Annotated in this window: 19 protein-coding genes; 5 read left to right on the top strand and 14 right to left on the bottom strand. The window is 73.4% G+C overall.

What is annotated here, in order from left to right; genetic code table 11:
• The 12 genes from WD250_05890 to WD250_05835 form a co-directional block, all read right to left on the bottom strand.
• Entirely contained in the window at positions 1–912 is a 912-nt protein-coding gene (locus WD250_05890) for a Ppx/GppA phosphatase family protein (protein ID MEX2619732.1), read from the bottom strand.
• Positions 909–1454, bottom strand: a complete 546-nt coding sequence (locus WD250_05885) for a DUF501 domain-containing protein (GenBank protein ID MEX2619731.1) — start codon at positions 1452–1454, stop codon at positions 909–911. Before WD250_05885 ends, WD250_05890 begins: the two co-directional genes overlap by 4 nt.
• A gap of 43 nt (positions 1455–1497) precedes the next feature.
• Entirely contained in the window at positions 1498–2127 is a 630-nt protein-coding gene (locus WD250_05880) for a septum formation initiator family protein (GenBank protein MEX2619730.1), read from the bottom strand.
• Positions 2124–3413: a phosphopyruvate hydratase gene (gene eno, locus WD250_05875; GenBank protein ID MEX2619729.1), complete on the bottom strand. Its 1290-nt coding sequence runs from the start codon at positions 3411–3413 to the stop codon at positions 2124–2126. The genes WD250_05880 and eno overlap by 4 nt, the downstream gene beginning before the upstream one ends.
• Positions 3414–3539: 126 nt before the next feature.
• A complete protein-coding gene (locus WD250_05870; GenBank protein ID MEX2619728.1) occupies positions 3540–3866 on the bottom strand; it encodes a DUF732 domain-containing protein in 327 nt (108 codons plus the stop codon).
• A gap of 156 nt (positions 3867–4022) precedes the next feature.
• Positions 4023–4352, bottom strand: coding sequence for a hypothetical protein (locus tag WD250_05865; GenBank protein ID MEX2619727.1), 330 nt, complete (start codon positions 4350–4352; stop codon positions 4023–4025).
• 100 nt (positions 4353–4452) lie between these two features.
• Positions 4453–5106, bottom strand: coding sequence for an alpha/beta hydrolase (locus WD250_05860; protein ID MEX2619726.1), 654 nt, complete (start codon positions 5104–5106; stop codon positions 4453–4455).
• A complete protein-coding gene (locus tag WD250_05855) occupies positions 5103–6101 on the bottom strand; it encodes a ring-cleaving dioxygenase (protein ID MEX2619725.1) in 999 nt (332 codons plus the stop codon). The genes WD250_05860 and WD250_05855 overlap by 4 nt, the downstream gene beginning before the upstream one ends.
• Before the next feature lie 63 nt (positions 6102–6164).
• A complete protein-coding gene (mazG, locus tag WD250_05850) occupies positions 6165–7331 on the bottom strand; it encodes a nucleoside triphosphate pyrophosphohydrolase (protein MEX2619724.1) in 1167 nt (388 codons plus the stop codon).
• A gap of 24 nt (positions 7332–7355) precedes the next feature.
• Complete coding sequence (locus WD250_05845; protein MEX2619723.1) at positions 7356–8582, bottom strand: peptidylprolyl isomerase; 1227 nt, start codon at positions 8580–8582, stop codon at positions 7356–7358.
• Positions 8583–8631: 49 nt separating this feature from the next.
• Positions 8632–12090: a transcription-repair coupling factor gene (gene mfd, locus WD250_05840; GenBank protein MEX2619722.1), complete on the bottom strand. Its 3459-nt coding sequence runs from the start codon at positions 12088–12090 to the stop codon at positions 8632–8634.
• A 102-nt stretch (positions 12091–12192) separates the two neighbouring features.
• On the bottom strand, positions 12193–13392 hold the full coding sequence (locus WD250_05835; protein ID MEX2619721.1) for a winged helix DNA-binding domain-containing protein: 1200 nt from the start codon (positions 13390–13392) through the stop codon (positions 12193–12195).
• 502 nt (positions 13393–13894) lie between these two features.
• Between WD250_05835 and WD250_05830 the strand changes: the two genes are divergently transcribed.
• The gene (locus WD250_05830) at positions 13895–14161 is read left to right on the top strand and encodes a hypothetical protein (protein MEX2619720.1); all 267 of its coding nucleotides are present in this window, start codon (positions 13895–13897) and stop codon (positions 14159–14161) included.
• Between the two features lie 70 nt (positions 14162–14231).
• On the opposite strand, the gene WD250_05825 is transcribed toward WD250_05830, so the two are convergent.
• Together WD250_05825 and WD250_05820 are read right to left on the bottom strand one after the other, a co-directional pair.
• Positions 14232–14429, bottom strand: a complete 198-nt coding sequence (locus WD250_05825; protein ID MEX2619719.1) for a BldC family transcriptional regulator — start codon at positions 14427–14429, stop codon at positions 14232–14234.
• Positions 14430–14552: 123 nt separating this feature from the next.
• Positions 14553–16127 (bottom strand): molybdopterin dinucleotide binding domain-containing protein, encoded by a 1575-nt coding sequence (locus WD250_05820; protein MEX2619718.1) that lies wholly within the window; start codon positions 16125–16127, stop codon positions 14553–14555.
• Between the two features lie 414 nt (positions 16128–16541).
• Here WD250_05820 and WD250_05815 point away from each other — a divergent pair, with 414 nt between their 5' ends.
• The 4 genes from WD250_05815 (at position 16542) to WD250_05800 (ending at position 21214) form a co-directional block, all read left to right on the top strand.
• Positions 16542–18047 carry a NarK family nitrate/nitrite MFS transporter gene (locus WD250_05815; GenBank protein MEX2619717.1) on the top strand — a complete coding sequence of 502 codons (1506 nt, stop codon included), beginning with the start codon at positions 16542–16544 and terminating at the stop codon, positions 18045–18047.
• A 64-nt stretch (positions 18048–18111) separates the two neighbouring features.
• Positions 18112–19239, top strand: a complete 1128-nt coding sequence (locus WD250_05810) for a uroporphyrinogen-III synthase (protein MEX2619716.1) — start codon at positions 18112–18114, stop codon at positions 19237–19239.
• On the top strand, positions 19236–20894 hold the full coding sequence (locus WD250_05805) for a nitrite/sulfite reductase (protein MEX2619715.1): 1659 nt from the start codon (positions 19236–19238) through the stop codon (positions 20892–20894). Before WD250_05810 ends, WD250_05805 begins: the two co-directional genes overlap by 4 nt.
• Positions 20894–21214, top strand: coding sequence for a Rieske 2Fe-2S domain-containing protein (locus tag WD250_05800; protein MEX2619714.1), 321 nt, complete (start codon positions 20894–20896; stop codon positions 21212–21214). Before WD250_05805 ends, WD250_05800 begins: the two co-directional genes overlap by 1 nt.
• Positions 21215–21263 lie beyond the last annotated feature (49 nt).

The raw sequence follows: 21263 nt of genomic DNA, 5'->3' as shown, positions 1-21263 counted from the left end.
TCATCCCTCCAGGAGGGCGAGGGCCAACCCGTCGAGGATGTCGGCCTCGCTGACCAGGACCTCGGCGAAGCCGTAGCGCGACATGACCCGCTCCAGGATGATCGCGCCACCGACGATCACGTCCTCCCGGCCCGGGGCCATGGCACCGAGCGCACCGATCTCGCGGGTGCGCATGCCCGCGAGCCGATCGTTCAGCGCCCGCACGCCGGCGACGGGCACGCGGCACCCGTGGATGCGCTCGGGCAGGTACGCGGGCAACCCCAGGTGCAGGGCGGCCAACGTGGTGACCGTCCCGGCGACCCCCACGAGGGACCGGGCGGCGCCGGCGTCCAGACGCTCGTCGGCATCCGCGAGGTGCCCGTCCACGGTTCGGCGGGCTGCGGCCAGCTGCGCGACGGTGGGGGGATCCCCACCGAGCCGGCTCTCGGTCAGCCGCACGCAGCCGAGCTGGAGGCTCACCATGGCGTGCGGCTCCTGCTCGCCGATGATCAGCTCGGTGGACCCCCCGCCGATGTCGAGGACGAGGACCGGCGCGACGGTCCCCGTCACCGAGCGGGTCGCGCCCGCGAACGCCGTCCGGGCCTCCTCGTCGCCGGTGAGCACCTCGGGGCGCACGCCGGTGCGGTCCGCGACACCGTCGAAGAAGCGATCGCGGTCCGCGGCGTCGCGGACCGCGCTGGTCGCGGTGACCCGCACCCGATCCGCCTCCAGGGCGGTCCAGCGCTGCGCGTAGTCATCGATGCAGTCGAGCGTCCGGGCGAGCGCGGCGTCGTCGAGGTGGCCGGTGGCGTCGACCCCCGACCCCAGCCGCGTGATGCGCATCTCACGGGCGACCTCGGTGAGCGGGTCGCCCGTCTCCGCGACGAGCAGGCGCACCGAGTTGGTGCCCACGTCGACGGCGGCGACCCTCACCGCTCGGTCGGGGTCACGCAGGGGGCCGGGCAGTCCATCGGCTCGACCAGCTTTGCCACGCGCTCGCCCACCGGGTTGTCGCGCGTGGCGAGGTGGTGGGCGTACAGGCTGTGCAGGCACTTGACCCGACCGGGCATCCCGCCCGCGCTCGGGCTGCCGGGCACGGGCGGTCCCAGCCCGTCACGCGCGGCCACGTACCGCTCGTGGGCGGCGCCGTAGGCGGACGCCAGGGCCTCGTCGTCTGCCAGCGCCTCGTTCAGCCCGACCATGGTGCCCTCCGCCTCCAAGCGCCCGATGTGCTTGTTCGCCAGCGGGCACGCCAGCCAGAACAGCGTGGGGAACGGGGTGCCGTCCTCCAGGCGGGGGCTGACCCGCAGGACCGCGGGCAGACCCCAGCCGCAGCGCACCGCCGCCGCAGACCGCCCGCGCAGCGGTCGCCCGATCATCCGTGCGGCCACGTCGGCGTCGGCGTCGTCCAGGGGGTCACGGGCGAGCTGGGTCTCGTAAGAGGCGTCGGGGGCCGGCCGCAGGGCATCGTCCATGTCGCCAGCGTGACGAGCGGCCGCTCCGTGCGCAATACCGGCCTCAGGGCATGAGGTCGCTCAGCCAGCGCCCGAGCCGGTGGTACCAGGCCCCGTCGGGCTCCGGGTCCCCCTCGGCGCCCTCGGGACGTGCAAGATCGACGGGCTCCCGCTCCGATTCGGGCGTGACCACGACGAACGGCACCTCGCCTGGCTTGACCAGGCCCAGGTGTGCGCGCGCCATCAGCTCGACCTCCTCGGGGTCCTGCAGGCGTTCGCGGCGCTCCTCGAGGCGGTCGACCTCCTCGCGCAGCACGTCACGGGTCTCGGTCAGCCCGTCGACTCGGTCGGCCGCCGCGGTGAAGTTCTGCAGCGGGCTGATCGCCATGGCGACCAGCGCCGCCACCACCCCGATGAACACGAACACGTAGACGCGGTCGCCGGTGAGGACGCGCCGCAGCCGCCCCGGCTCCCGGCGCCGGGCCGTCGTGCGCTTCTTGGCCGTCGTGCGCTTCGTGGCCGAGGCGCGCTTCGTGGCCGGAGCGCGCTTCGTGGCCGAGGCGCGCTTGGTGGCCGGAGCGGGCGTCTTGGCCGGAGCGCGCTTCCTGGCCGGGGCCGCGGAGCGCCCGCCGCGCGTTGCGGCCGGCCCGGTCGTGCGGCTCCGCGCGGGCTGCCGTGCCCGGCCAGCCGTCATCCGGTGTCCCGCACGACGCGCGGGAAGGCCCGGACGCCCGCGTAGCGTGCCGTGTCCCCCAGCTGCTCCTCGATGCGCAACAGCTGGTTGTACTTGGCGACCCGGTCGCTGCGCGCGGGCGCCCCGGTCTTGATCTGGCCGGCGTTGGTGGCCACCACCAGGTCCGCGATGGTCGTGTCCTCCGTCTCACCGGACCGGTGGCTCACCATGCACGTCCAGCCCGCCCGATGGGTGAGGTCCATGGCTTGCAGCGTCTCGGTGAGGGTGCCGATCTGGTTGACCTTGATCAGGACACTGTTGGCGCTGCCCTCGGCGATGCCGCGGCGCACCCGTTCGACGTTGGTGACGAACAGGTCGTCGCCGACCAGCTGGCACCGATCCCCGATGCGCGCGGTCAGGGTGCGCCAGCCGTCCCAGTCGTTCTCGTCCAAGCCGTCCTCGATGGACACGATGGGGTAGCGGTCCACGAGGTCGGCGAACAGGTCGACCATGTCGGCGGCGGCCAGGCTGCGACCTTCGCCCGCGAGCTCGTAGCGGCCGTCCTCGTGGAACTCGCTCGAGGCGGTGTCCAAGGCCAGCGCCACGTCGTGGCCAGGGGTGTAGCCGGCCCCCTCGACGGCCTCCAGGATGAGGTCCAGAGCTGCGGAGTTGGACGCCAGGTCCGGAGCGAAGCCGCCCTCGTCCCCCAGGCCCGTCGACAAGCCACGGCGCGACAGGACCGCCTTCAGCGCGTGGTAGACCTCCGCGCCCATGCGCACGGCCTCGGCGAAGGACGCGGCGCCGACGGGCGCGATCATGAACTCCTGGAAGTCGACGTTCGAGTCCGCGTGGGAGCCCCCGTTGATGATGTTCATCATCGGCACGGGCAGCAGGTGGGCGTTCGGGCCGCCGAGGTAGGCGTAGAGGGGCAGGCCGTGGGAAGCTGCCGCGGCCTTGGCCACCGCCAGGCTCACACCGAGCAGCGCGTTGGCGCCGAGGTGCGACTTGTCGTCGGTGCCGTCGAGGGCCACCAGCAGCTGGTCGACCGCGCGCTGGTCGCTGGCGTCGCCGCCGACCAGGGCGGGGGCGATCTGCTGGTGGACGTTGGCGACGGCACGGAGCACGCCCTTGCCCCCGAAACGCGCACCGCCGTCACGCAGCTCGACCGCCTCGAACTGGCCGGTCGACGCCCCGCTCGGCACCGCAGCGCGGCCAAACGAGCCGTCGACGAGCCTGACGTCCACCTCCACGGTGGGATGGCCGCGGGAATCCAGCAGCTCCCGGGCCCGTAAACTCTCGATCTCCACTTGAGGTTCACACTCCCCGTTGGTCAGGAACGGTCAACTCTACGCCTCTCGAGACTATCGACACAACACCTGCCACACCCACCACGGGGGACGTCCGTCGCGAACCCGATCGCGCGCCCGGCGAGCCTACGGGGCCAGGTGCTGGCGGCAGTAGTTACTGATGGCCGCCCGCGTGAGCGTCTCGGACTGGTGGGCGGTCCAGTCGTCGGGCGTGGCGCCGGCGGCGGTCGCGGCGTCGGCGCCCTGGTCGAGCTGGTCGCACACAGCTCGGCCCGTGGCGATCAGGTCGGCCGCATCGGCGTCCTGGAACAGCGCGTCACGGGTGCGCAGGTGATTCAGGTAGCGCTCCTCCTCGACCGCCGTGCCCGCCGTAGCGCCTGCCACCTCGTCCTGGCCACCCCCGCAACCGCCGGCGACCAGGACCACGACCAGCAGTGCTGTCGCTCGCCCCATCAATGGCTCCTCGCATGCTCGACGCGGACGTAGTGCCACAGCACCCGCCCCGACAGGCAAACCATAGCGGTACGACGGGCGGCTGGGCGGGACCGCGCGAGCCCGCGAGCAGGGCCCGGCCAGTTGAGGCGGCGGACGGCCGGGCCTGCGCACCGCTCACCGGTGGCGCGCAGGCTCCAGGTCGTGGCTCGCGTCGGCGCGGTTGCCGAGCTTGGCGAGCCCACGGCTGATCACGTACGCCATGACCGCCCACGTGGCGAAACGCCATCCGTCGACGCGCTCCAGCGAGTCCCCGCCGACGTAGGCCGCCAGCAGGACCAGCAACACCAGGGCGATGGTCATCCAGAACTCGGTCGTCTTGATCGCCCCGCGCACGGGCCCGCCGCCGCCCGGCTTGGGGATGCGCAACGTGTACTCGTCTCGCTGGTCGGCGCGAGGCGTGCCGGTGACCGGCTTGTCGTTGGGATTGGTGTGGACGTCACTCATCTGGTGGCCCTCCTCGGTACACGGACGACGCGATCGGTGGAGGGTTCCCCGTGGTGCGGCGCGCAACCCTGGCCGGCCGGACGCCACGGCGCACCGGGGGTCAGGGCAGCGTGCTCGACCCGCCGGCCATCGCCGTCGCCAGCTTGGTCAGCCAGTCCCGGGCCGGGGGGAGCTGCTCGGGCCCGAGGCGGTGGCCGGCGTCGTGCCACTGGAGGGTGACGGCCGCGCCGGCGTCGGTCAGCAGCGTGGCCAGCGCCTCGGCCTGGCCGGGCGGGGCCATCGGGTCGACCCGACCCGAGCTCATGAACACCCCGGCATGGCCGAGGTCGGGCGGGGTGTCGGGCCGCAGCGGCAGCATCGACGAGAACAGCGCGGCGCCGCGCAGCACCCGGGGATGCAGCAGGAGCAGCGCCGCGGCGATGTTCGCGCCGTTGGAGAACCCGACCGCGACCACCCGACTCGGCTCGAAGCCGTGTTCGTGGGCGGCAGCGCCCACGAAGGCGGCCAGCTCGCCGGCTCTGGCGACGATGTCCTCCCGGTCGAACACCCCCTCCGCAAGGCGCCGGAACCATCGGTTCATCCCCTGCTCGGTGACCTTGCCGCGGGGGCTGAGCACCCCGCTGCCCGGGCTGAGGTGACCCGCCAGCGGCAGCAGGTCGTCCTCGGTGCCGCCGGTGCCGTGGAGCAGCAGCAGGGTCGGCGCCGACGGGTCCGTGCCGGGGATGAAGCGGTGCGTGAAGTCCCCGTCGGTCACGCGTCACCCTCGGTCTCGGCGGCCTCGGTCTCGGCGGCCTCGGCGGCACGGTCCTCGACGAGCTTCAGGTCCGGCAGGGTCCGTTCGATCTGCTCGCGACTGGGCTCCAGCCACGGGGGCAGCTGCAGCCTGCGGCCGAGCTCCAGGAGCGGCTCGTCGATATCGAAGCCGGGGGGGTCGGTCGCCACCTCCAGCAGGACCCCTCCTGGCTCGCGGAAGTAGATGGAGTGGAAGTACTGCCGGTCGATGATGGGCGTGACCGACACGCCCTGCTCCACCAGCTCCTCCCGCCAGAGCTCCTGGCTGGCGTCGTCGGGGGCGCGCCAGGCGATGTGGTGCACGGTGCCGGCCGCGACCAGCCCGTCCGGCGCCTCGGGCTCCACCAGCACGTCCACCTGGCGGCCGGGGCCGCCCTCCCCGACCGCGAAGCGCCACCGGTCGCTGGCCTCCTCGACCAGCGTGAAGCCGAGCTGCTCCAGCAGCATCCGGGCGGTGGCATCAGCCATGGTCTCGGTCAACGTCACCGAGTGGAACCCGCGGATCTGGTGGTCGCCCGGCACGTCGCTGCGCTCCCATGCCACGGCGCCGTTCGCCCCCGGATGGGCGACGAGCTCGACGCGTAGGCCGTCGGGGTCGGCGAACGTGAGCGCGTCCTCGCTGCTGCGCGTCACCGCATCCATGACCTCGACGCCGAGCTGCTCGAGGCGGTTCTTCCAGTAGCCGAGCGAGGCCTCGGGGATCGAGAAGGACGTGGTCGTGGCCTGCCCGGTGCCATGGCGGCCCCGGGGTGAGCCGGGCCAGGGGAAGAACGTCATGACCGTTCCGGGCGTCCCGACGTTGTCGCCGTAGTACAGGTGGTAGGTGTCGGGCGCGTCGAAGTTGACCGTCTGCTTGATCAGCCGCAGCCCCAGCGCGCGGGAGTAGAACTCCACGTTGCGGGCGGGGTCGGTGGCGATCGCGGTCACGTGGTGCAGCCCGAGCGGCTGGACAGCCATGGCATGCCTCCTCGTTTGCGGTGTCGACGCCCATTCTGCCCTGCCCGGCCACCATCGACCGGGTCAGGCCTCGGCGCGCTTGGCCCGCTCCCACAACGCGAGCCACTCGGCGCGCGACAGCTCCGCCAGGGGCCGCTCGGCGAGCGCCACCATGGCCGCGAACCGCGTGCGGAACCGGTGGGCGGCGCCGCGCAGCGCCGACTCCGCGTCGACACCCAGACGGCGGGCGAGCCCGGCGACGCTCATCAGCAGGTCGCCGACCTCCTCTGCGCGGCGGTCGGCGTCCTCGGCGGCGAGCAGCTCGTCGAGCTCGGCGCGCACCCGTGCGACGGCGTCGGCGTCGTGCTCCCAGTCGAAGCCGGCGCGCGCCGCGCGGGACTGCAGCTTGCCGACGTAGCCGAGCGCCGGCTGGGCGGCGACCACCCCGTCGAACACCCCGTCGCGTTCGGGTTTCTCCGCCGCCTTGAGCTCCTCCCAGCTGGCCATCACCGAGGAGGCCGTCGTCGCCTGTGCGTCGCCGAAGACGTGCGGGTGGCGGCGCACGAGCTTGTCCGCGATCCCACCGGCGACGTCGTCGATCGTGAAGCGCTCGCCGGGGTGCTCGCTCTGCTCGGCCAGCTGCGCGTGGAAGACCACCTGCAGCAGGACGTCGCCGAGCTCCTCGCGGATCCCGGAGGCGTCACCGGCGGTGACCGCCTCGGCCAGTTCGTAGACCTCCTCCACCGCGTAGCGCAGCAGGCTCTCGTGCGTCTGCTCCCGGTCCCACGGGCAGCCGTCGGGAGCCAGGAGCTGCTCCTGCACACGTACGAGGTCGAGCAGCCGCGCGCCCTTGGGCGCCAACGCGAAGTAGACCATCTCCACCTCGACGCCCGCTCGGGCGGCCTCCATCCCGAGGGTGCGGGTGAAGGGCTCGTCGTCGCCCGGCCCGAACAGGTAGGCGACCTCGCCGTGCTGCTCGGCCAGCGCGACCACCCGCTCGGCCTGGCGTGCGGCCCCGGGGCTGACCCCCGAGAGCAGGTCCGTGCGGCCCAGCGCGCCGCCGGTGGGGGCCGGGACCGTCCGGCAGGGCAGGTCGGCCAGCTGCAGCTGACTCCGGAAGGGGTGGTCATCGGAGCCGACGAGGACCAGCTCGCTGCGGGTCAGCGCCGACCAGGCGTGCAACGGCAGAAGGCCGGGCAGCTGGTCGCAGGTGTCGACCAGGACGAGGCGGGCCGCAGCCTGGTCGGTCATGGGCGTTGCGCGCAGGCGGCCGGGCTACGACCCGTCGTCGGCGTCCGCGTCCGCGTCGGCGTCCGCGCCCTCGTCGGCGCCCTCGTCGGCGCCCTCGTCGGCGCCCGCGTCGGCGTCGGCGTCCGCGTCGGCGTCCTCGTCCTGGCCTGGGTCAACCGGGGCCGGCGAGGTGGTCGGTTCAACGTCGTCGTCGCCCGCGGGAGGCGGTGGCGGCGGAACCGTGTCCCCGTCGGCACCGCCGTCGGCGCCCTCGTCCTCGTCCTCGGCACCGCCCGGCGGGGTCACGACACCCTGTTCGGCGTCCCACTCGCCGAAGCGGGGGTTGACGGTGATCTCGGCCTCCTCCAGCTGCTCGGTGAGCCACTCCCCCACGATGGTGGAGCGCTCGCCCTCGAGCAGCTGGTCGCGCAGCTCGTCCTCGACCTCGCTGAGCGGGGGGCCCTGATCGACCTCCTGGACCTCGATGATGTGGAACCCGAAGTCGGTCTCCACCGGCCCGAGGATGTCGCCCTCCTCGGCGTCGAAGACCGCCTCGCTGAACTCGGGGACCATCTGGCCGCGGGTGAACTCGCCGAGGTCACCGGCGTTGTCCGCCGCGCTGGGGTCGGTGGAGAGCTCCTGTGCCAACTCGCCGAAGTCCTCGCCGTCCTCGAGACGCTGGCGGGCCTGCTGGGCCGCCTCCTCGGTCTCCAGCAGGATGTGGCGGGCGGAGGCCGTGCCGTACGTCTGGTCGTAGGCGGTCTGGACCTCGTCCTCGTCGACGTCCAGGTCGGCGGTGAGCTCTTCGGCCACCAGGTCCTGCAGAGCGAGCTCGCGGATCTGGTCCTGGACGGTCTCCTCGGTGAGGTTGTTGGTCTCGATGACCTCCTCGAAGGCCTCGTCGCCGCCGACCTCCTCGACGACCTCGGCCCGCTTGGCCTCGATGTCCTCGTCGGTGGGCTCGACGTCCATCTCGGCTGCGCCCTGCTCCAGCACCTCGGAGCGGATCAGCACGGTGAGGAGCTCAGCCTGCACCTGGTCCCCGAACTCGCCGCTCTCGTCCTGGGCGGCCTGCTCGGCAAACTGGGGGTTGCCCTCGATCGCCTCGAACCGCTCCTCCAGCAGGGAGATCGGGATCTCCTCACCGTTGACGGTGGCAGCCACATCCGGGCTGCTCGCGCCTTCCGGGGCGCACGCGGCGAGCAGCGCCGCCACGGCCACGAACACCAAAAGACGCAGGCGGGCAGGAGCAATGAGCGTGGTAGTACGCACTGGAATGGGACCGTCCTCGGAGATTGCGGGGGGCGTGCGCCAGTGTATGTCAGCGGCGGGGCGCCGACAGGATCGCCCCGAGCTGGCGAGCGACCGTCCCGACGAGGTCCCCGGCGCGCGCGAGTGGCAGCTCCAACGCGCCCGCCGTGGGGTTGTAGACGGCATCGCGGTGCTCGCGCGACAGCCGGATCTCCTGCCAGTCGGCGAGCTGCACCGGGGACACCCGCACCGTTCGCCGGGGGGTGGTCGTGATGTGGGTCACGCCCCAGCGGCGGACTGCCGCGCGCAGCGCCGCAACCGCCAGCAGGCGCTCCGCCGGCGGGGGCAGGGCACCGTAACGGTCGGTCAGCTCGCCACGCACGGCCTTGACACCCGCGGCGTCGCGCACGGAGGCGACCTTGCGGTAGGCGTCCAGGCGCAAGCCCTCGTCGGCGATGTAGTCCTTCGGCAGGTGCGCGTCGACGGGCAGGTCGATGGAGACCTCGGGCTCGGGCTCGACCGCACGGCCGCCGCGGCGGAACTCCTCGACCGCCTCCTTCATCAGCCGGGCGTACTCCTCGAAGCCGACGCTGGCGACATGCCCGGACTGGTCGGCGCCGACGACGCTGCCGGCCCCACGGATCTCCAGGTCGCGCAGGGCGATCGACAGGCCCTGCCCGAGACCCGTGGCCGTCGAGATGGTCTCCAGGCGCTTGTGCGCCTCCTCGGTCATCGACGTCTGCTCGGGGAAGAAGAAGTACGCGTACCCGCGCTCCCCGGCGCGACCGATGCGCCCCCGCAGCTGGTGCAGCTGGGCCAGCCCCAGCAGGTCCGCCCGCTCGACCACGAGGGTGTTGGCGTTCGGGATGTCGAGGCCCGACTCGATGATCGTGGTCGAGACCAGGACATCGAACTCCCGCTGCCAGAAGCGCACCATGACCCGTTCCAGCGCGGACTCGTCCATGCGCCCGTGGGCCATCTCGACCCGCGCACCGGGCGCCAGCTCGCGCACCCGCTGTGCGGCCGCGTCGATGGTGGACACCTGGTTGTGGACCCAGAACACCTGCCCTTCCCGGAGCAGCTCGCGACGGACGGCGAGCGCGGCCAGGGACTCGTCCCAGTGACCCACCTGGGTGACGACCGGCTGGCGATCCTCGGGCGGGGTGTCGATCGTTGACAGGTCGCGGATGCCGGTGACCGCCATCTCCATCGTGCGGGGGATCGGTGTCGCGGTCATCGTGAGCACGTCCACGCTGGTGCGCAGCGCCTTCAGCTTCTCCTTGTGCGCGACGCCGAAGCGCTGCTCCTCGTCGACCACGATGAGACCGAGGGCCTTGAACGCGATGTCGGCGCCGAGCAGGCGGTGGGTGCCGATCACGAGGTCGACGGTGCCGGCTGCGAGCCCGTCGAGGATCGCCTTCTGCTCGCTCGGGTTCTTGAAGCGCGACAGCACCTCGACCTTGACGGGAAAGCCCGCGAAGCGCTCGGTGAACGTCTCGCCGTGCTGCTGGGCGAGCAGGGTGGTGGGGACGAGCACCGCGACCTGCTTGCCGTCGAACACCGCCTTGGCCGCTGCCCGCACGGCGATCTCGGTCTTGCCGAAGCCGACGTCGCCGCAGATCAACCGGTCCATCGGCAGAGGAGCCTCCATGTCCTGCTTGACCTCGTCGATGGCGGCGACCTGGTCGGGGGTCTCCTCGAAGGGGAAGGCGTGCTCCAGCTCGGTCTGCCAGGCGGTGTCCACGCTGAAGGCATGCCCCTCGGCGTGCATGCGTGCCGAGTACAGGCGGATCAGCTCGGCGGCCATGTCGGCAACGGCCTTCTTGACCTTGCCCTTGGCGCGCTGCCAGTCGCCGCCGCCCATGCGCATGACCCGCGGCTGCTCGCCACCCACGTACTTGGTGATGGCGTCGACCTGGTCGCTCGGGACGAACAGCCGGTCCCCGTCGGCATAGGTCAGCACCACGTAGTCGCGGGTGACCGACCCGGTGGTGCCCCCGCCCACCGTGGTGGTCGGGCCCCGCAGCTCGCGGGTGACCATGCCCGCGTAGCGGCCCACCCCGTGGACGGCGTGCACGATGTAGTCGCCCTCGGTCAGGTCCAGGACCGCTTCGCCCGCGACACGCCTGCTGGGCAGCCGACGCGACGACCGGCTGCGGCGCGGCCCGAAGAGGTCCCACTCGCCGAGCACCGCCAGGCCGAGGTCGGCTGACAGGAAGCCTTCGCGCAACGGCGACTCGGTGATGGTCACCTGCCCGCTGGCGGGCGCAGGGGCGGTCGCGGCGACCGGCGCGGCCAGCCCCTCGTCGCGCAGCACCTCCGCGAGGCGCAGCGCCGGGCCGTGACCCGCGGTGGTCAGCACGACGGTGTGGCCGTCGGCCGACAGTCGGCGCACCTGTGTGGCCGCGGCGGCGATGTCACCGCGGAAGGTGTCCCATCCTCGTCCGGGCACATCGGCCTGCCCGCCGAATGCCGTCAGGTCCCAGAGCGGCCCGCGGACCCGGGCACGCACGGTGTCCCACTCGGCGAACCCCACGACGTCGTCGCCGCTGTCCAGGGAGCCCTCGGCGGCCCCCTCGGTGCCCCAGCCCGCGATCAGCAGCGCGGCGGCCTGCTCGCGCAGCTCCACGGCCCGGTCGGCGGTCCGGATCGGCTCGACGACCGCGACCCCGGCGTCGGGCGGCAGGAAGTCCGGCAGGTAGGCCGGGGTCGGGTGGATGGCGGTCACCAGCGCCTCCATGCCCTCGAAGGCGATGCCCTCCGCGAGCAGGCCCAGCGGCTCGGCCATCGCTGGGATCCGAGCGGCCAGCAGGCGCGCGGTGGCGGCCGTCTCGGCGTCCAGCACGAGCTCGCGTGCCGCGTCGAGGGCGACCTCGGCGAGCGGGCCGAGGCTGCGCTGGTCACCGGCGGCGAACTCCCGGACCGCGTCGATGTCATCGCCCCAGAACTCCACCCGCACCGGGTGGTCACTGGCCGTGGGGAACACGTCCACGATGCCGCCGCGGACCGCGAACTCGCCACGCTTCTCGACCATGGTGGTGCGCACGTACCCCAGTGTCGCGAGGGCCTCGACCAGCCCGTCGAGTCCCCCGGCGTAGCCGGGGTGCAGGCGGATCGGCTCCCGCTCGCCCAGGCGCGGGTCCATGGGTTGCAGCAGCGCGCGCACCGGGGCGACGACGGCGCGCAGCCCTCCTTCGGGCTTGCGCAGGCGGTCGAGGACCCGCAGGCGCTGACCAACGGTGGCGGGCTGGGGGGACAGGCGCTCGTGAGGCAGGGTCTCCCATGCCGGGAAGTGGGCGACCTGGCGCTGCCCGAGAAATGCGGCCAGGTCGTCGCCGGCGCCCTCGGCGTCGCGTTCGGTCGGGACCACCACCAGCAGCGGCCCGGCACGCTCGGCCAGCAGGGCGAGCGTGTAGGCGCGCAGCGGCGGCCCGACGTGCAGCTGTCCGGGATGCTCGAGGAGCTCGGCCAACTGGGTGCGTCCGGGCGCGAGGAGGGCGGCGAGCGCCGCCGGCCGGGTGTCGGACATGGTCGAGGCCATGGTGACGTGGGTGGGCCCCGGGGGCAAGACGCCCGCTCGCCCGCCACACCGGGTGCTGTGTCGTCCGGGTGGCGGAAACCGCGACCCGGACTACGCAGGCCGGCTCAGCTCGGTCCCAAGAGGGCTGGGAAAGCGGGGGAAGGCGACCGTGCCGTCGCACCACGCGGTGAGGGCGGCGGCCTCTGCGGCCACACGGTCGGCAGCGTCCGAGCCGACGTCCTCGAGCAGGCGGGTCACGACCTCGCCGTCGGGTCGCTGCCCCCAGCCGCCGACGACGCGACCCTCCACCCAGACCGTCGGGCCGGCGTTGCCGTTGCGGTCGAACAGCGGGCCGGCGTGGTCGCCGAGGTACCAGTCGCGCTCCTTCCACCCCATGACCGTGGGATCGAGCCCCGGCAGCAGCGCGACGCCGGCACTGGCAGGCGTGGGGGCGTCGACGTCGTCGGGCAGCACCCAGCCGGATGACTGGTGGTCGAGGTCGACTTCGACCGCGCCGATGGCCGCCAGGGCAGCCCGGGTGGCGCGCACGGTCCAACCCGTCCACCACTTCAGGTCGGTCAGGGTCGCCGGCCCGTGGGCGCCCAGCCACCAGCGGCTGAGGATCGCGGCGGCATCCGCAGAATCTGACCCGACGGTGGGATCGTCGGGCAGCCGGGCGTCGAACCATGACCCGGCATCCGACCACTGGTACTGGCTGGACCGCCACGTCCCGGCCGGGCGTGCCCGCACGACGTCACCGTCGATGGCCAGCAGTGGCAGCAGGCGCGACGCCAGAGAGACCTCGCTCGCCCACCGCCCCGATCCCACACGGACGCGCAGCGACAGCTCCTCGACCGCGGCCGTGAGCTCCCGGGTGTCACGGGCGACGCCGTCGGCCAGCACCGCCGCAGTGGCCTCCTCGACCGCGCGCAGCCAGGGCTGCGTGTCGTCCCCACCACGCGCCTGAGCGACCCAGGCTTCGAGCCTGCGTCGCTCCCCGCGCGCGATCTCCCGGCCGCACGCCGCCTGGAACACCGGGGCGCGGTCGGTGGGCACGACGAATAGCGTGCGGCGCATGGCGTGCAGGCGCCACAGTGAGCGCGCCTCGTAGAGCGCACGGTCGAGGTCGGCGACCGTGAACGCCGGCACGCGTGCCCACAGCGCGAGGTAGGGGGTCGCCGGGTCGCTGGAGTGCACCGCCACCAGGTCGCGCACGGCCGTGGCGACGTCGGTGGCGGTCCTGGCGAGGTGGTGGCGGGCGACGAGCCGCGCCCGGCGCTCGTCCCTGGTGACGTGCCGGCGGGCGCGCATCGTGCTGACGCTACACCGCCACCGCCCGTGCGTGTCGATGGCCTCGCCGCTGCGGGCGCCGCCGACTCTGCTGACCTGTCGCGGAGCTCGGGGATCCGGGGCTGCCCGCACGCCTGCTCACGGCCCCGATCTCGGAGACCTTCGGGTCCACCCCCGGGTTACCGGCCGGTAGATGGGGTCTCGGCGACATATCTGTCCCTCCCACCCCATCTACCGCCGGGTAACCTGCGTGCTGGCGCTGGGTTGGCGGATGCGGAAGCCGTCCGAGTTCCGCCGCACCTCCAGGGTTGCCACGTGTCGCCGCCGTCCTGCGGGAAGGTCGGCCGCGGACTTGTCCTTGAATGTTGGGGGGCTCGACCTGCGGATCGGGGGATGGGTGATCTGGGTCGTGCGTTGGCGTTGATGCTGTCAGCGCACCGCCGCTATCGGACGCTGCAGGCGTCGGGCCATCGCCGGTATGACCCGCGCGCCCGCTACCGCATGTACGAGCGGGCGGTAGCCGATGATGACCATCCGCGTGCTCGTCGCCGACGACCAGGACATCGTCCGGGCCGGCCTCACCATGATCCTCGACGCCCAGCCCGGCATCGCCGTCGTCGGTCAGGCCGCCGACGGCCGCCGCACCGGACCGAGGCCCGCGCAGCCCATCGAGCCCCTCACCGCCCGGGAGAAGGAGGTCCTGATCGCCAGCCTCATGCGCAAGCTCCACGCCAGGAACCGGGTCGAGATCGCGATGTGGGTATACGAAACCGGCCGCATCAAGACCTGATCACGCCCGAAGCCGCTCGCCGGGTCGACCCGCCGTCTGCGCCCGGTGCGCGCAGATGCTGCGGCAGTGGTCAGGATTCGGGATCGCCGAGCTGGTCACCGCGCAGCAGTCGGCGAACGTCCGAGGCGCGGTAGCGGCGGTGACCGCCGAGCGTGCGGATCGCCGGTAGCTTGCCCGCCTTCGCCCACCGGGTGACCGTCTTCGGGTCCACGCCGAACATCTTCGCGACCTCCGCAGGCGTGAGCAGCTCATCATCGTTGTCGTTCATCCGATTCCTCGTCCCTTCGAGCCAGCATGGCTGAGGCGTCGTGCCCTCGCTTTTTGTGCGAGATGCCCTATGCGTCGGCTGTTCGGGGCGCGGCCTGAAGTGCAACCGGGGTGTGCGGGCGGGTCAGCGCGCCGCGTGACGGGGTGGGCGGTGTGGCTCGGCCGTGGGCGCCACCGTGGCGCGACCGACCGGGGACAGTGCGACCGGGGTGTGCTTGACCGCCGCGATGCCGCTGACGGGGTCCAGCGCGTCACTGGTCAGCTCGTTGATCCCCGGCCAGTGGTAGGGCACGAACAGGGTGTCGGGCCGGAGTGCGGGGTTCGGGGCCCAGGCGAGCTCCGCCCGACCCTGGCGTGAGACCAGGCGGGCTCGCGAGCCCTCGACCAGGCCAGCCGTCACCGCGGCGTCGGGGTGCACCTCCACGACTGGTTCGGGCGCCCGGCGGTTCAGGTCGGCGATGCGCCGGGTCTGGTTGCCCGACAGGTACTGGTCGCGGTGGCGCCCGGTCGCCAGCACCAGCGGGTACGCGGCGTCGGGGACCACGACCGGGCCGACGGGCACCACCGGCGTGAAGCGCGCCCGTCCATCGGGGTGGGCGAAGCGGTCGAGGTGCAGCCGCGGGGTGCCCGCGGGTCGGCTGTGCGGCGCCGGCCAGAAGATGCCCCCACGGTCCCGGAGCGCCTGCCAGTCCAGCCCCGCGTAGTCGGCGGGGCCACCCTCGCTGACCCGGCACAGCTCCGCGAACACCTCCCGGCCCGCGTGGAAGTCGAACTGGCGGCGCACGCCGAAGCGGTGGGCGAGCCCGCGCAGCACGTCGAGGTCACCGCGCAGCGCCGGCGGCGCCACCGCCTGGTCGATGCGCACGACCCCGCCGTCGGTGGTCGTGACGGTGCCTTCGTCCTCGGCGAACGTCGAGCCGGGCAGGACGACACTGGCGTAGCGGCAGGTCTCGGAGAGGAACGGGTCGACCACCACGAGGTGGTCGAGCGCGTCCAGGCTCGCGCGCACCCCAGCGGAGTTCGGGCCGGACACGGCGGGATTGGTGGAGATCACCAGCGCGCCGGCGATCTCGCCCCGCCCCGCGGCGGCGAGGATCTCCATGTAGGTCAGGCCGCGTCCGGGCAGCGTTGCGGGGTCCACACCCCAGCGCTCGGCCACGACCCCCCGGTCGGCAGGGTCGTCGATGCGTCGGTAGCCCGGCAGCTGGTCGGCGCGCTGCCCGTGCTCGCGCGCACCTTGACCGTTGCGCTGCCCGGTCAGCGTGACGATCCCCGACCCGCGTCGGCCGGCGTGGCCCGCGGCCAGGGCCACGTTGATCCAGGCCAGGACGTTGTCGGTTCCGGTGACCTGCTGCTCGGCTCCGCGGGCGTGCAGCAGCAACGCCCGGCGGCTCTGGCCGAGCAGGCGCGCCAGCGCGGTGACGCTGGTACCGGCCACCCCGGTCACCATGGCGGTGCGTGCCAGGGTCCACGGCTCGGCCGCACGGCGCGCCGCGTCGTACCCGACGGTGCGCTCGGCCACGAACGCGGCGTCGACCAGGCCCAGCACGTCCAGCTCGCGCAGCAGCCCGGCAGCCAGCGCTGCGTCCGAGCCGGGACGCAGCGCCAGGTGGAGGTCGCCGGTGCGCACCAGCTTGCCCCCACGCGGGTCCACGACGGCGACCTGCGCGCCGCGGCGGCGCCGGCCGAGGACATGCACAGCCGCCCGTTCGGGTCGACGTGGGTATGCGCAGGGCCAGCCGGGCGAACTTGCCGGCCAGGTAGGCCTTCTCGTTGGTCAGGGACGCCCCGGTCAGGACCGCGTTGGCGGCGGCGCCGGCACGCTCGCGGATGCGCAGGAAGCCGTCGGCGGCGACGTCGAGCGCCTCGTCCCAGCCCACCTCCACGAAGCGCTCTGCCCGTCGCACCAACGGAGCTCGCAACCGGTCCGGGTGGTGGACCTGCTGCTCGCCGCGGTTGGGCGCACGTGTCCAGCGTGTGAACGCTTCGTCGCCCACCCCGTCGACGCAAACGTCTCCTGCCGGACACACCCACGTCGCCGTGCCGGCACACGCCGCGCGCATCGTGTGCCCGCCTCCCGCCCGAACCGCATCCGACGAGTGGAGACGCCCCCATGCGCCGTACCGCCGCCGCCACCAGCAGGCTCAGAGCGCTGTGCTCGTTCTCGGGCCGCTTCCGCATCCTGCACCTGACCTGGTTCGCGTTCTTCCTGTCCTTCGTCGTGTGGTTCAACTTCGCGCCGTTTGCCTCCACGATCGGGCGTGAGCTGGGACTGGACCGCGACCAGCTCATGACGCTGGCGCTGTGCAACGTGGCGCTGACGGTGCCGGCCCGCGTCCTGATCGGCATGGCGCTGGACCGGTGGGGCCCGCGCCGCGTGTACGCGGCGATCCTGATCTACGCGTTCCTGCCCTGCACCGTCTTCGCCCTGGCCACCACCTTCGAGCTCATGGTGGCTGCACGGCTCGCCCTGTCCGTCGTCGGGGCCGGCTTCGTGGTCGGCATCCGCATGGTCGCCGAGTGGTTCCCGCCCCGGGAGGTGGGCATGGCCGAGGGCATCTACGGGGGATGGGGCAACTTCGGGTCGGCTGCTGCAGCCTTCACGCTGCCGGCGGTCGCCGCGGTCCTCGGGGGCGCCGACGGGTGGCGGTGGTCCATCGGGCTCACCGGCCTGATGGCGCTGGCGTACGGGCTGTACTATCTGCGGGCGGTGCGCGACACCCCCGACGGCAGCGCCTACCTCACGCCGGCGCGTCAGGGCGCCCTGGAGGTGACCAGTCGCGCCGGGGTCATCGGTCTCGTCGCCCTGCAGGTGCCGATGGCCGGCGTGCTGGCGCTGCTCGCCTGGCGCTTGCGGTGGATCGGCCTGCTGAGCGACCCGGCGCTGTGGGCGGTCGTGGCCGTGCTCGCGCTCGCGTTGGTCGTGCAGGTCCGCGGCATCTGGCGCGTCAACCGTCCCGCGCTTGACGGCGCCTACGCCGACGACGACACGTACCCGTTTCGATCGGTGGCGGTCCTGTCGTTGGCGTACGCGGTCACGTTCGGCTCGGAGCTCGCCGTCGTGTCGATGCTGCCGACGTTCTTCGGGGAGACGTTCGGGCTCGGGGTGGTGGCGGCCGGCGCGACCGGGAGCGCGTTCGCGTTCATGAACCTCGGCTCCCGCCCCGCCGGCGGGTTGTGCAGCGACCTGCTGGGCAGCCGCCGTCGCACCCTGCTCGTGCTGCTGGTGTGCCTCGCCGCGGGTTACGGGATGGTCGCCACCATCGGCCCCGGGTGGCCGGTGGCCCTGGCGGTCGGTGCCGTGATGGCCTGCTCGTTCTTCGTCCAGGCCGGCGAAGGGGCGACCTACGCCATCGTACCCCTGGTCAAGAGGCGGGTCGGTGGCCAGATCTCGGGGCTGGTCGGGGCGTACGGCAACGTGGGCGCCCTGGCCTACCTCACGCTGCTGCTCTTCACCGGGCCGACGGTCTTCTTCTCGGTGATGGCGGTGTCCGCCCTGCTCGCCGCGGTCGCCTGCCGCTGGCTGCCCGAACCCTCGGACAGCTTCGGCGCCGAGCACCGTTCCACCGGTCGCGGCCCCGCGCGACCAAGGGTTCACGCTGTGGAAACACCCGTGTAGCGCGGTGCTCATCCCCCCCGGTGACCATGGTCCTCCCGTTGCACAACGCAAAGGAGTACCCACTGTGGATGGCGTGCGCGTCGGGATCACCGCCCAGCGCAAGGGCGGGGAGCTCGTGGATGCGCTCCGACGACGCGGGGCGCAGGTCACGCACGGGCCGACGCTCGACACGGTGCCCCCCGCGTCGGACCGTCGGCTGCACATCGAGACGGTGGCCATCCTGCGGGCCGAGCCCGCGTGGCTCGTGGCGTCCACAGGGGTGGGGATGCGCGCGTGGGGGGAAGCCGCCGAGGCCTCCGGCCTGGGTGGGGCGCTCCGCCTGCTGGTGGCGTCCACGCCCGCGGTCGCGCGCGGCCCCAAGGCGCTCGCGGGGCTGCGCAGCCTCGGCGGCGATGCGCAGTTCGTCTCCCCACAGGAGACCGACGCCGACGTCGCCGGGTGGCTGGCCGCCAGGACCACACCCGCGACCGCCGTCGCGGTGCAGGTGCACGGCGCGGACACCGGCGCCTCCTACGCCGCCCTGGTGGCGAACGGGGTCGACGTCATGACGGCCGCGGCCTACCGGTGCGTGCTGCCCGCCGACCCGGGTCCGGCGCACCGGCTCGTCCGCGCGGCGGTGGACGGCGAGCTCGACGTGGTCGTGGCGACCAGCTCGCCGGCCGTGGCGAACCTCTTCGCCATCGCCGAGCAGGCGGGGTTGCGACACGCCCTGGTCGACGCCCTGCACGGGCGTGTCGCCGTCGCGGCGGTGGGTCCGGTGACGGCACGGGCGTTCGAGGACGCGGGCGCGCCCGTGGCGGTCATGCCCACCCGCTACCGCACGGCAGACCTCATCCGCGCGCTCGAAGGCTGGGCCGGCCGCCGGATCCACGTCGGCGTCGGCGGCGGCGACGCCATCGAGCTGTGCCCGGCGACCGCGATCGCCCGGTCAGGCCCGCGCTCGGTCGCGCTCGGTGCGCTCGAGTTCGCCGTGCTGAGCGCGCTCGTCCGTCGTCCGCAGGTCGTGTGCTCCCCCGCGCACATCGCCCGCGAGGCGTGGGGGCACGCGCAGTCCGGCGACCCCGCCCAGGTCAAGCACCAGATCAGCCGGCTACGGCGCAAGCTCGGCCCCGCCGGCCGCTTCCTGGAGACCGTGCGCGGGGTCGGCTACCGCTACCGCCCACCCGGCACCGACGACAGGAGCGCCCCATGACCCGTCCCGACATCGCCGCCGCCAAACGTGCCGGGTTGCCAGTTGACCTCGACCGGCTCACCGCCGAGGGTGACGACTGGCTGTCCGCCGACGAGCGCTACGCCCTGAAGATGCACGGTGTCTGCGCCCAAGCTCAGCCCGGCGTGTTCATGGTGCGCGTGCGCATCCCCGGCGGCCGCCTGGATGCCGTCACCGCCCGCGGCGTGGCCGACATCGCCGACGGCTTCGGCCGCGGCTGGGTGCACCTGACCACCCGCCAGCAGATCGAGCTGCACCACGTCGAGGCCCGGCACGTGACCACGGTGCTGGGCGCGGTCACCGCCCTCGGCCTGACCACCGGATCCACGTGCGGCCACACGTTGCGCAACGTGATGGCCTGCCCGGACGCCGGGGTGAGCCTCGACGAGCCGTTCGACTGCCACCCGGACGCGCAGGCGGTGTCCGCCGCGATCCTCGCCCGTGCGCCCGGGCTGAACTGCCGTCTGCCCTCACGGGTGAACGTGGCCTTCGGCGGCTGTCCCGCGTGCCGCGACCACGCCCGCGTCAACGACATCGGGTTCGTCTCCACCGTCCGCGACGACGACGAACTCGGCTACGAGCTCTTCGCCGGTGGGAGCGCCGGCAAGGCGCCGTTCCTCGCGATCCCGCTCGCCGCCTTCGTGCCCCGCACCGAGGTCGTCGCCGCTGCCGAGGCCGTCATCGAGGTGTTCGCCACCCACGGCGACCTCGACCGCCCGGCGAAGGGGCGGATGAAGTTCCTCGTCCAGAAGCTGGGCGAGCAGGCCTTCGCCACCCTGTTCACGTCGGCCTTCGCCAAGGTGAAGGCCCGGCCCCGCCCCGCCCCTGTCCCCGTCGCCGCACCCGACCCCACGTCGGTCGCCGCGGTGCTGGCCTTGGGGCCGCCGGGCGGCTGGGGCAGCAGCGTGCGCCCCCAGCGCGTCCCAGGCCGCGCGCTGGTGACCGTGCCGGTGCCGCTGGGCGACCTGGACGGCGCCGACCTGCGACTGCTGGCGGCGCTGGCCGAGGCCCACGCCGACGCGACCCTGTACCTCACCCGCAACCAGAACGTCGGGTTGCGCGACGTCGCGCTGGCGCAGGTGCCGGCTGTCCGCGACGGCCTGGCGCCCAGCAACCTGGGCCTGGACGGCGCCGACCAAGCGGTTGACGTGCGGGCGTGCACCGGCGGACCGGTCTGCGCGCTGGCGATCACACCAGCCCAGACGCTCGGCGCGGCGCTGGCCGGCCACCCCGCCCTGGCGCGCAGCACGGGCCTGCGCGTGCACGTATCGGGGTGCCCGAACTCGTGCGCGCAGCACCAGATCGCCGACCTCGGCTTCTCCGGGGGCAAGGTGACGCTTAGCGGGACGACGATGCTCGGCTACCAGGTGTGGCTCGGCGGCGACGTGCCGGCCGGCGCCTTCGCCCGCATCGTGGGACGGGTCTCAGAACCCGACGTCCCGGCGGTCACCGAGGCGATCATTGGCATCTGGGAGGCGCTGCGCGACCGCGGGGAGACGCTGAGCCAGACGGTCAACCGGCTGGGGCTCGACGCCTTCAAGGCGCACATCGACGCGGTGTGCGCCGGGCGGTGGGCGCCGGGCCCGGAGCCCGAGGAGCCGGACCTGCGGGGGCTGCCGCTGGTGGGTGTCGCCTGATGGCCAGGCCCGTGGCGGTCGTCGAGGCCGCCGACCTGCCTCCCGGGGCCGTGCTGACCGTCACGGTCGGGGGCCGACCGGTGGTCGTCGCCAACCTCGCTGGGACGCTGGTGGCGGTGGACGGGGCGTGTTCGCACGCGGCCGGACCGCTCGGCGACGGGGAGCTGGTGGACGGCTGCCAGCTGCGGTGTCCCTGGCACGGCGCCACATTCGATCTGCGCACCGGCGCGGTCCGCAGCGGCCCTGCGCGCAAGGGGCTGCGCCGCTATGACGTCGCCGTGGAGGCAGGCACGGTCCTGCTCACCGGCATCGACCGATGACCTCGCGCCCCACTGGTCGATTCCCCGCTTGTGGCCGCACCGCCGCGCG

This window comes from Egibacteraceae bacterium (assembly GCA_040905805.1).
Taxonomy (GTDB): domain Bacteria; phylum Actinomycetota; class Nitriliruptoria; order Euzebyales; family Egibacteraceae; genus DATLGH01.
Note: the sequence above shows the minus strand (reverse complement) of the source record. Positions and strands in the feature narration are given on the sequence as shown.

Excerpts from the sequence above, each read along its gene's own strand:
- WD250_05885 (MEX2619731.1), bottom strand. The coding sequence starts at position 1,454 with ATGGACGATGCCCTGCGGCCGGCCCCCGACGCCTCTTACGAGACCCAG.
- WD250_05880 (MEX2619730.1), bottom strand. The coding sequence starts at position 2,127 with ATGACGGCTGGCCGGGCACGGCAGCCCGCGCGGAGCCGCACGACCGGG.
- WD250_05870 (MEX2619728.1), bottom strand. The coding sequence starts at position 3,866 with ATGGGGCGAGCGACAGCACTGCTGGTCGTGGTCCTGGTCGCCGGCGGT.
- WD250_05865 (MEX2619727.1), bottom strand. The coding sequence starts at position 4,352 with ATGAGTGACGTCCACACCAATCCCAACGACAAGCCGGTCACCGGCACG.
- WD250_05855 (MEX2619725.1), bottom strand. The coding sequence starts at position 6,101 with ATGGCTGTCCAGCCGCTCGGGCTGCACCACGTGACCGCGATCGCCACC.
- mazG (MEX2619724.1), bottom strand. The coding sequence starts at position 7,331 with ATGACCGACCAGGCTGCGGCCCGCCTCGTCCTGGTCGACACCTGCGAC.
- mfd (MEX2619722.1), bottom strand. The coding sequence starts at position 12,090 with ATGTCCGACACCCGGCCGGCGGCGCTCGCCGCCCTCCTCGCGCCCGGA.
- WD250_05835 (MEX2619721.1), bottom strand. The coding sequence starts at position 13,392 with ATGCGCGCCCGCCGGCACGTCACCAGGGACGAGCGCCGGGCGCGGCTC.
- WD250_05830 (MEX2619720.1), top strand. The coding sequence starts at position 13,895 with ATGATGACCATCCGCGTGCTCGTCGCCGACGACCAGGACATCGTCCGG.
- WD250_05825 (MEX2619719.1), bottom strand. The coding sequence starts at position 14,429 with ATGAACGACAACGATGATGAGCTGCTCACGCCTGCGGAGGTCGCGAAG.
- WD250_05815 (MEX2619717.1), top strand. The coding sequence starts at position 16,542 with ATGCGCCGTACCGCCGCCGCCACCAGCAGGCTCAGAGCGCTGTGCTCG.
- WD250_05805 (MEX2619715.1), top strand. The coding sequence starts at position 19,236 with ATGACCCGTCCCGACATCGCCGCCGCCAAACGTGCCGGGTTGCCAGTT.
- WD250_05800 (MEX2619714.1), top strand. The coding sequence starts at position 20,894 with ATGGCCAGGCCCGTGGCGGTCGTCGAGGCCGCCGACCTGCCTCCCGGG.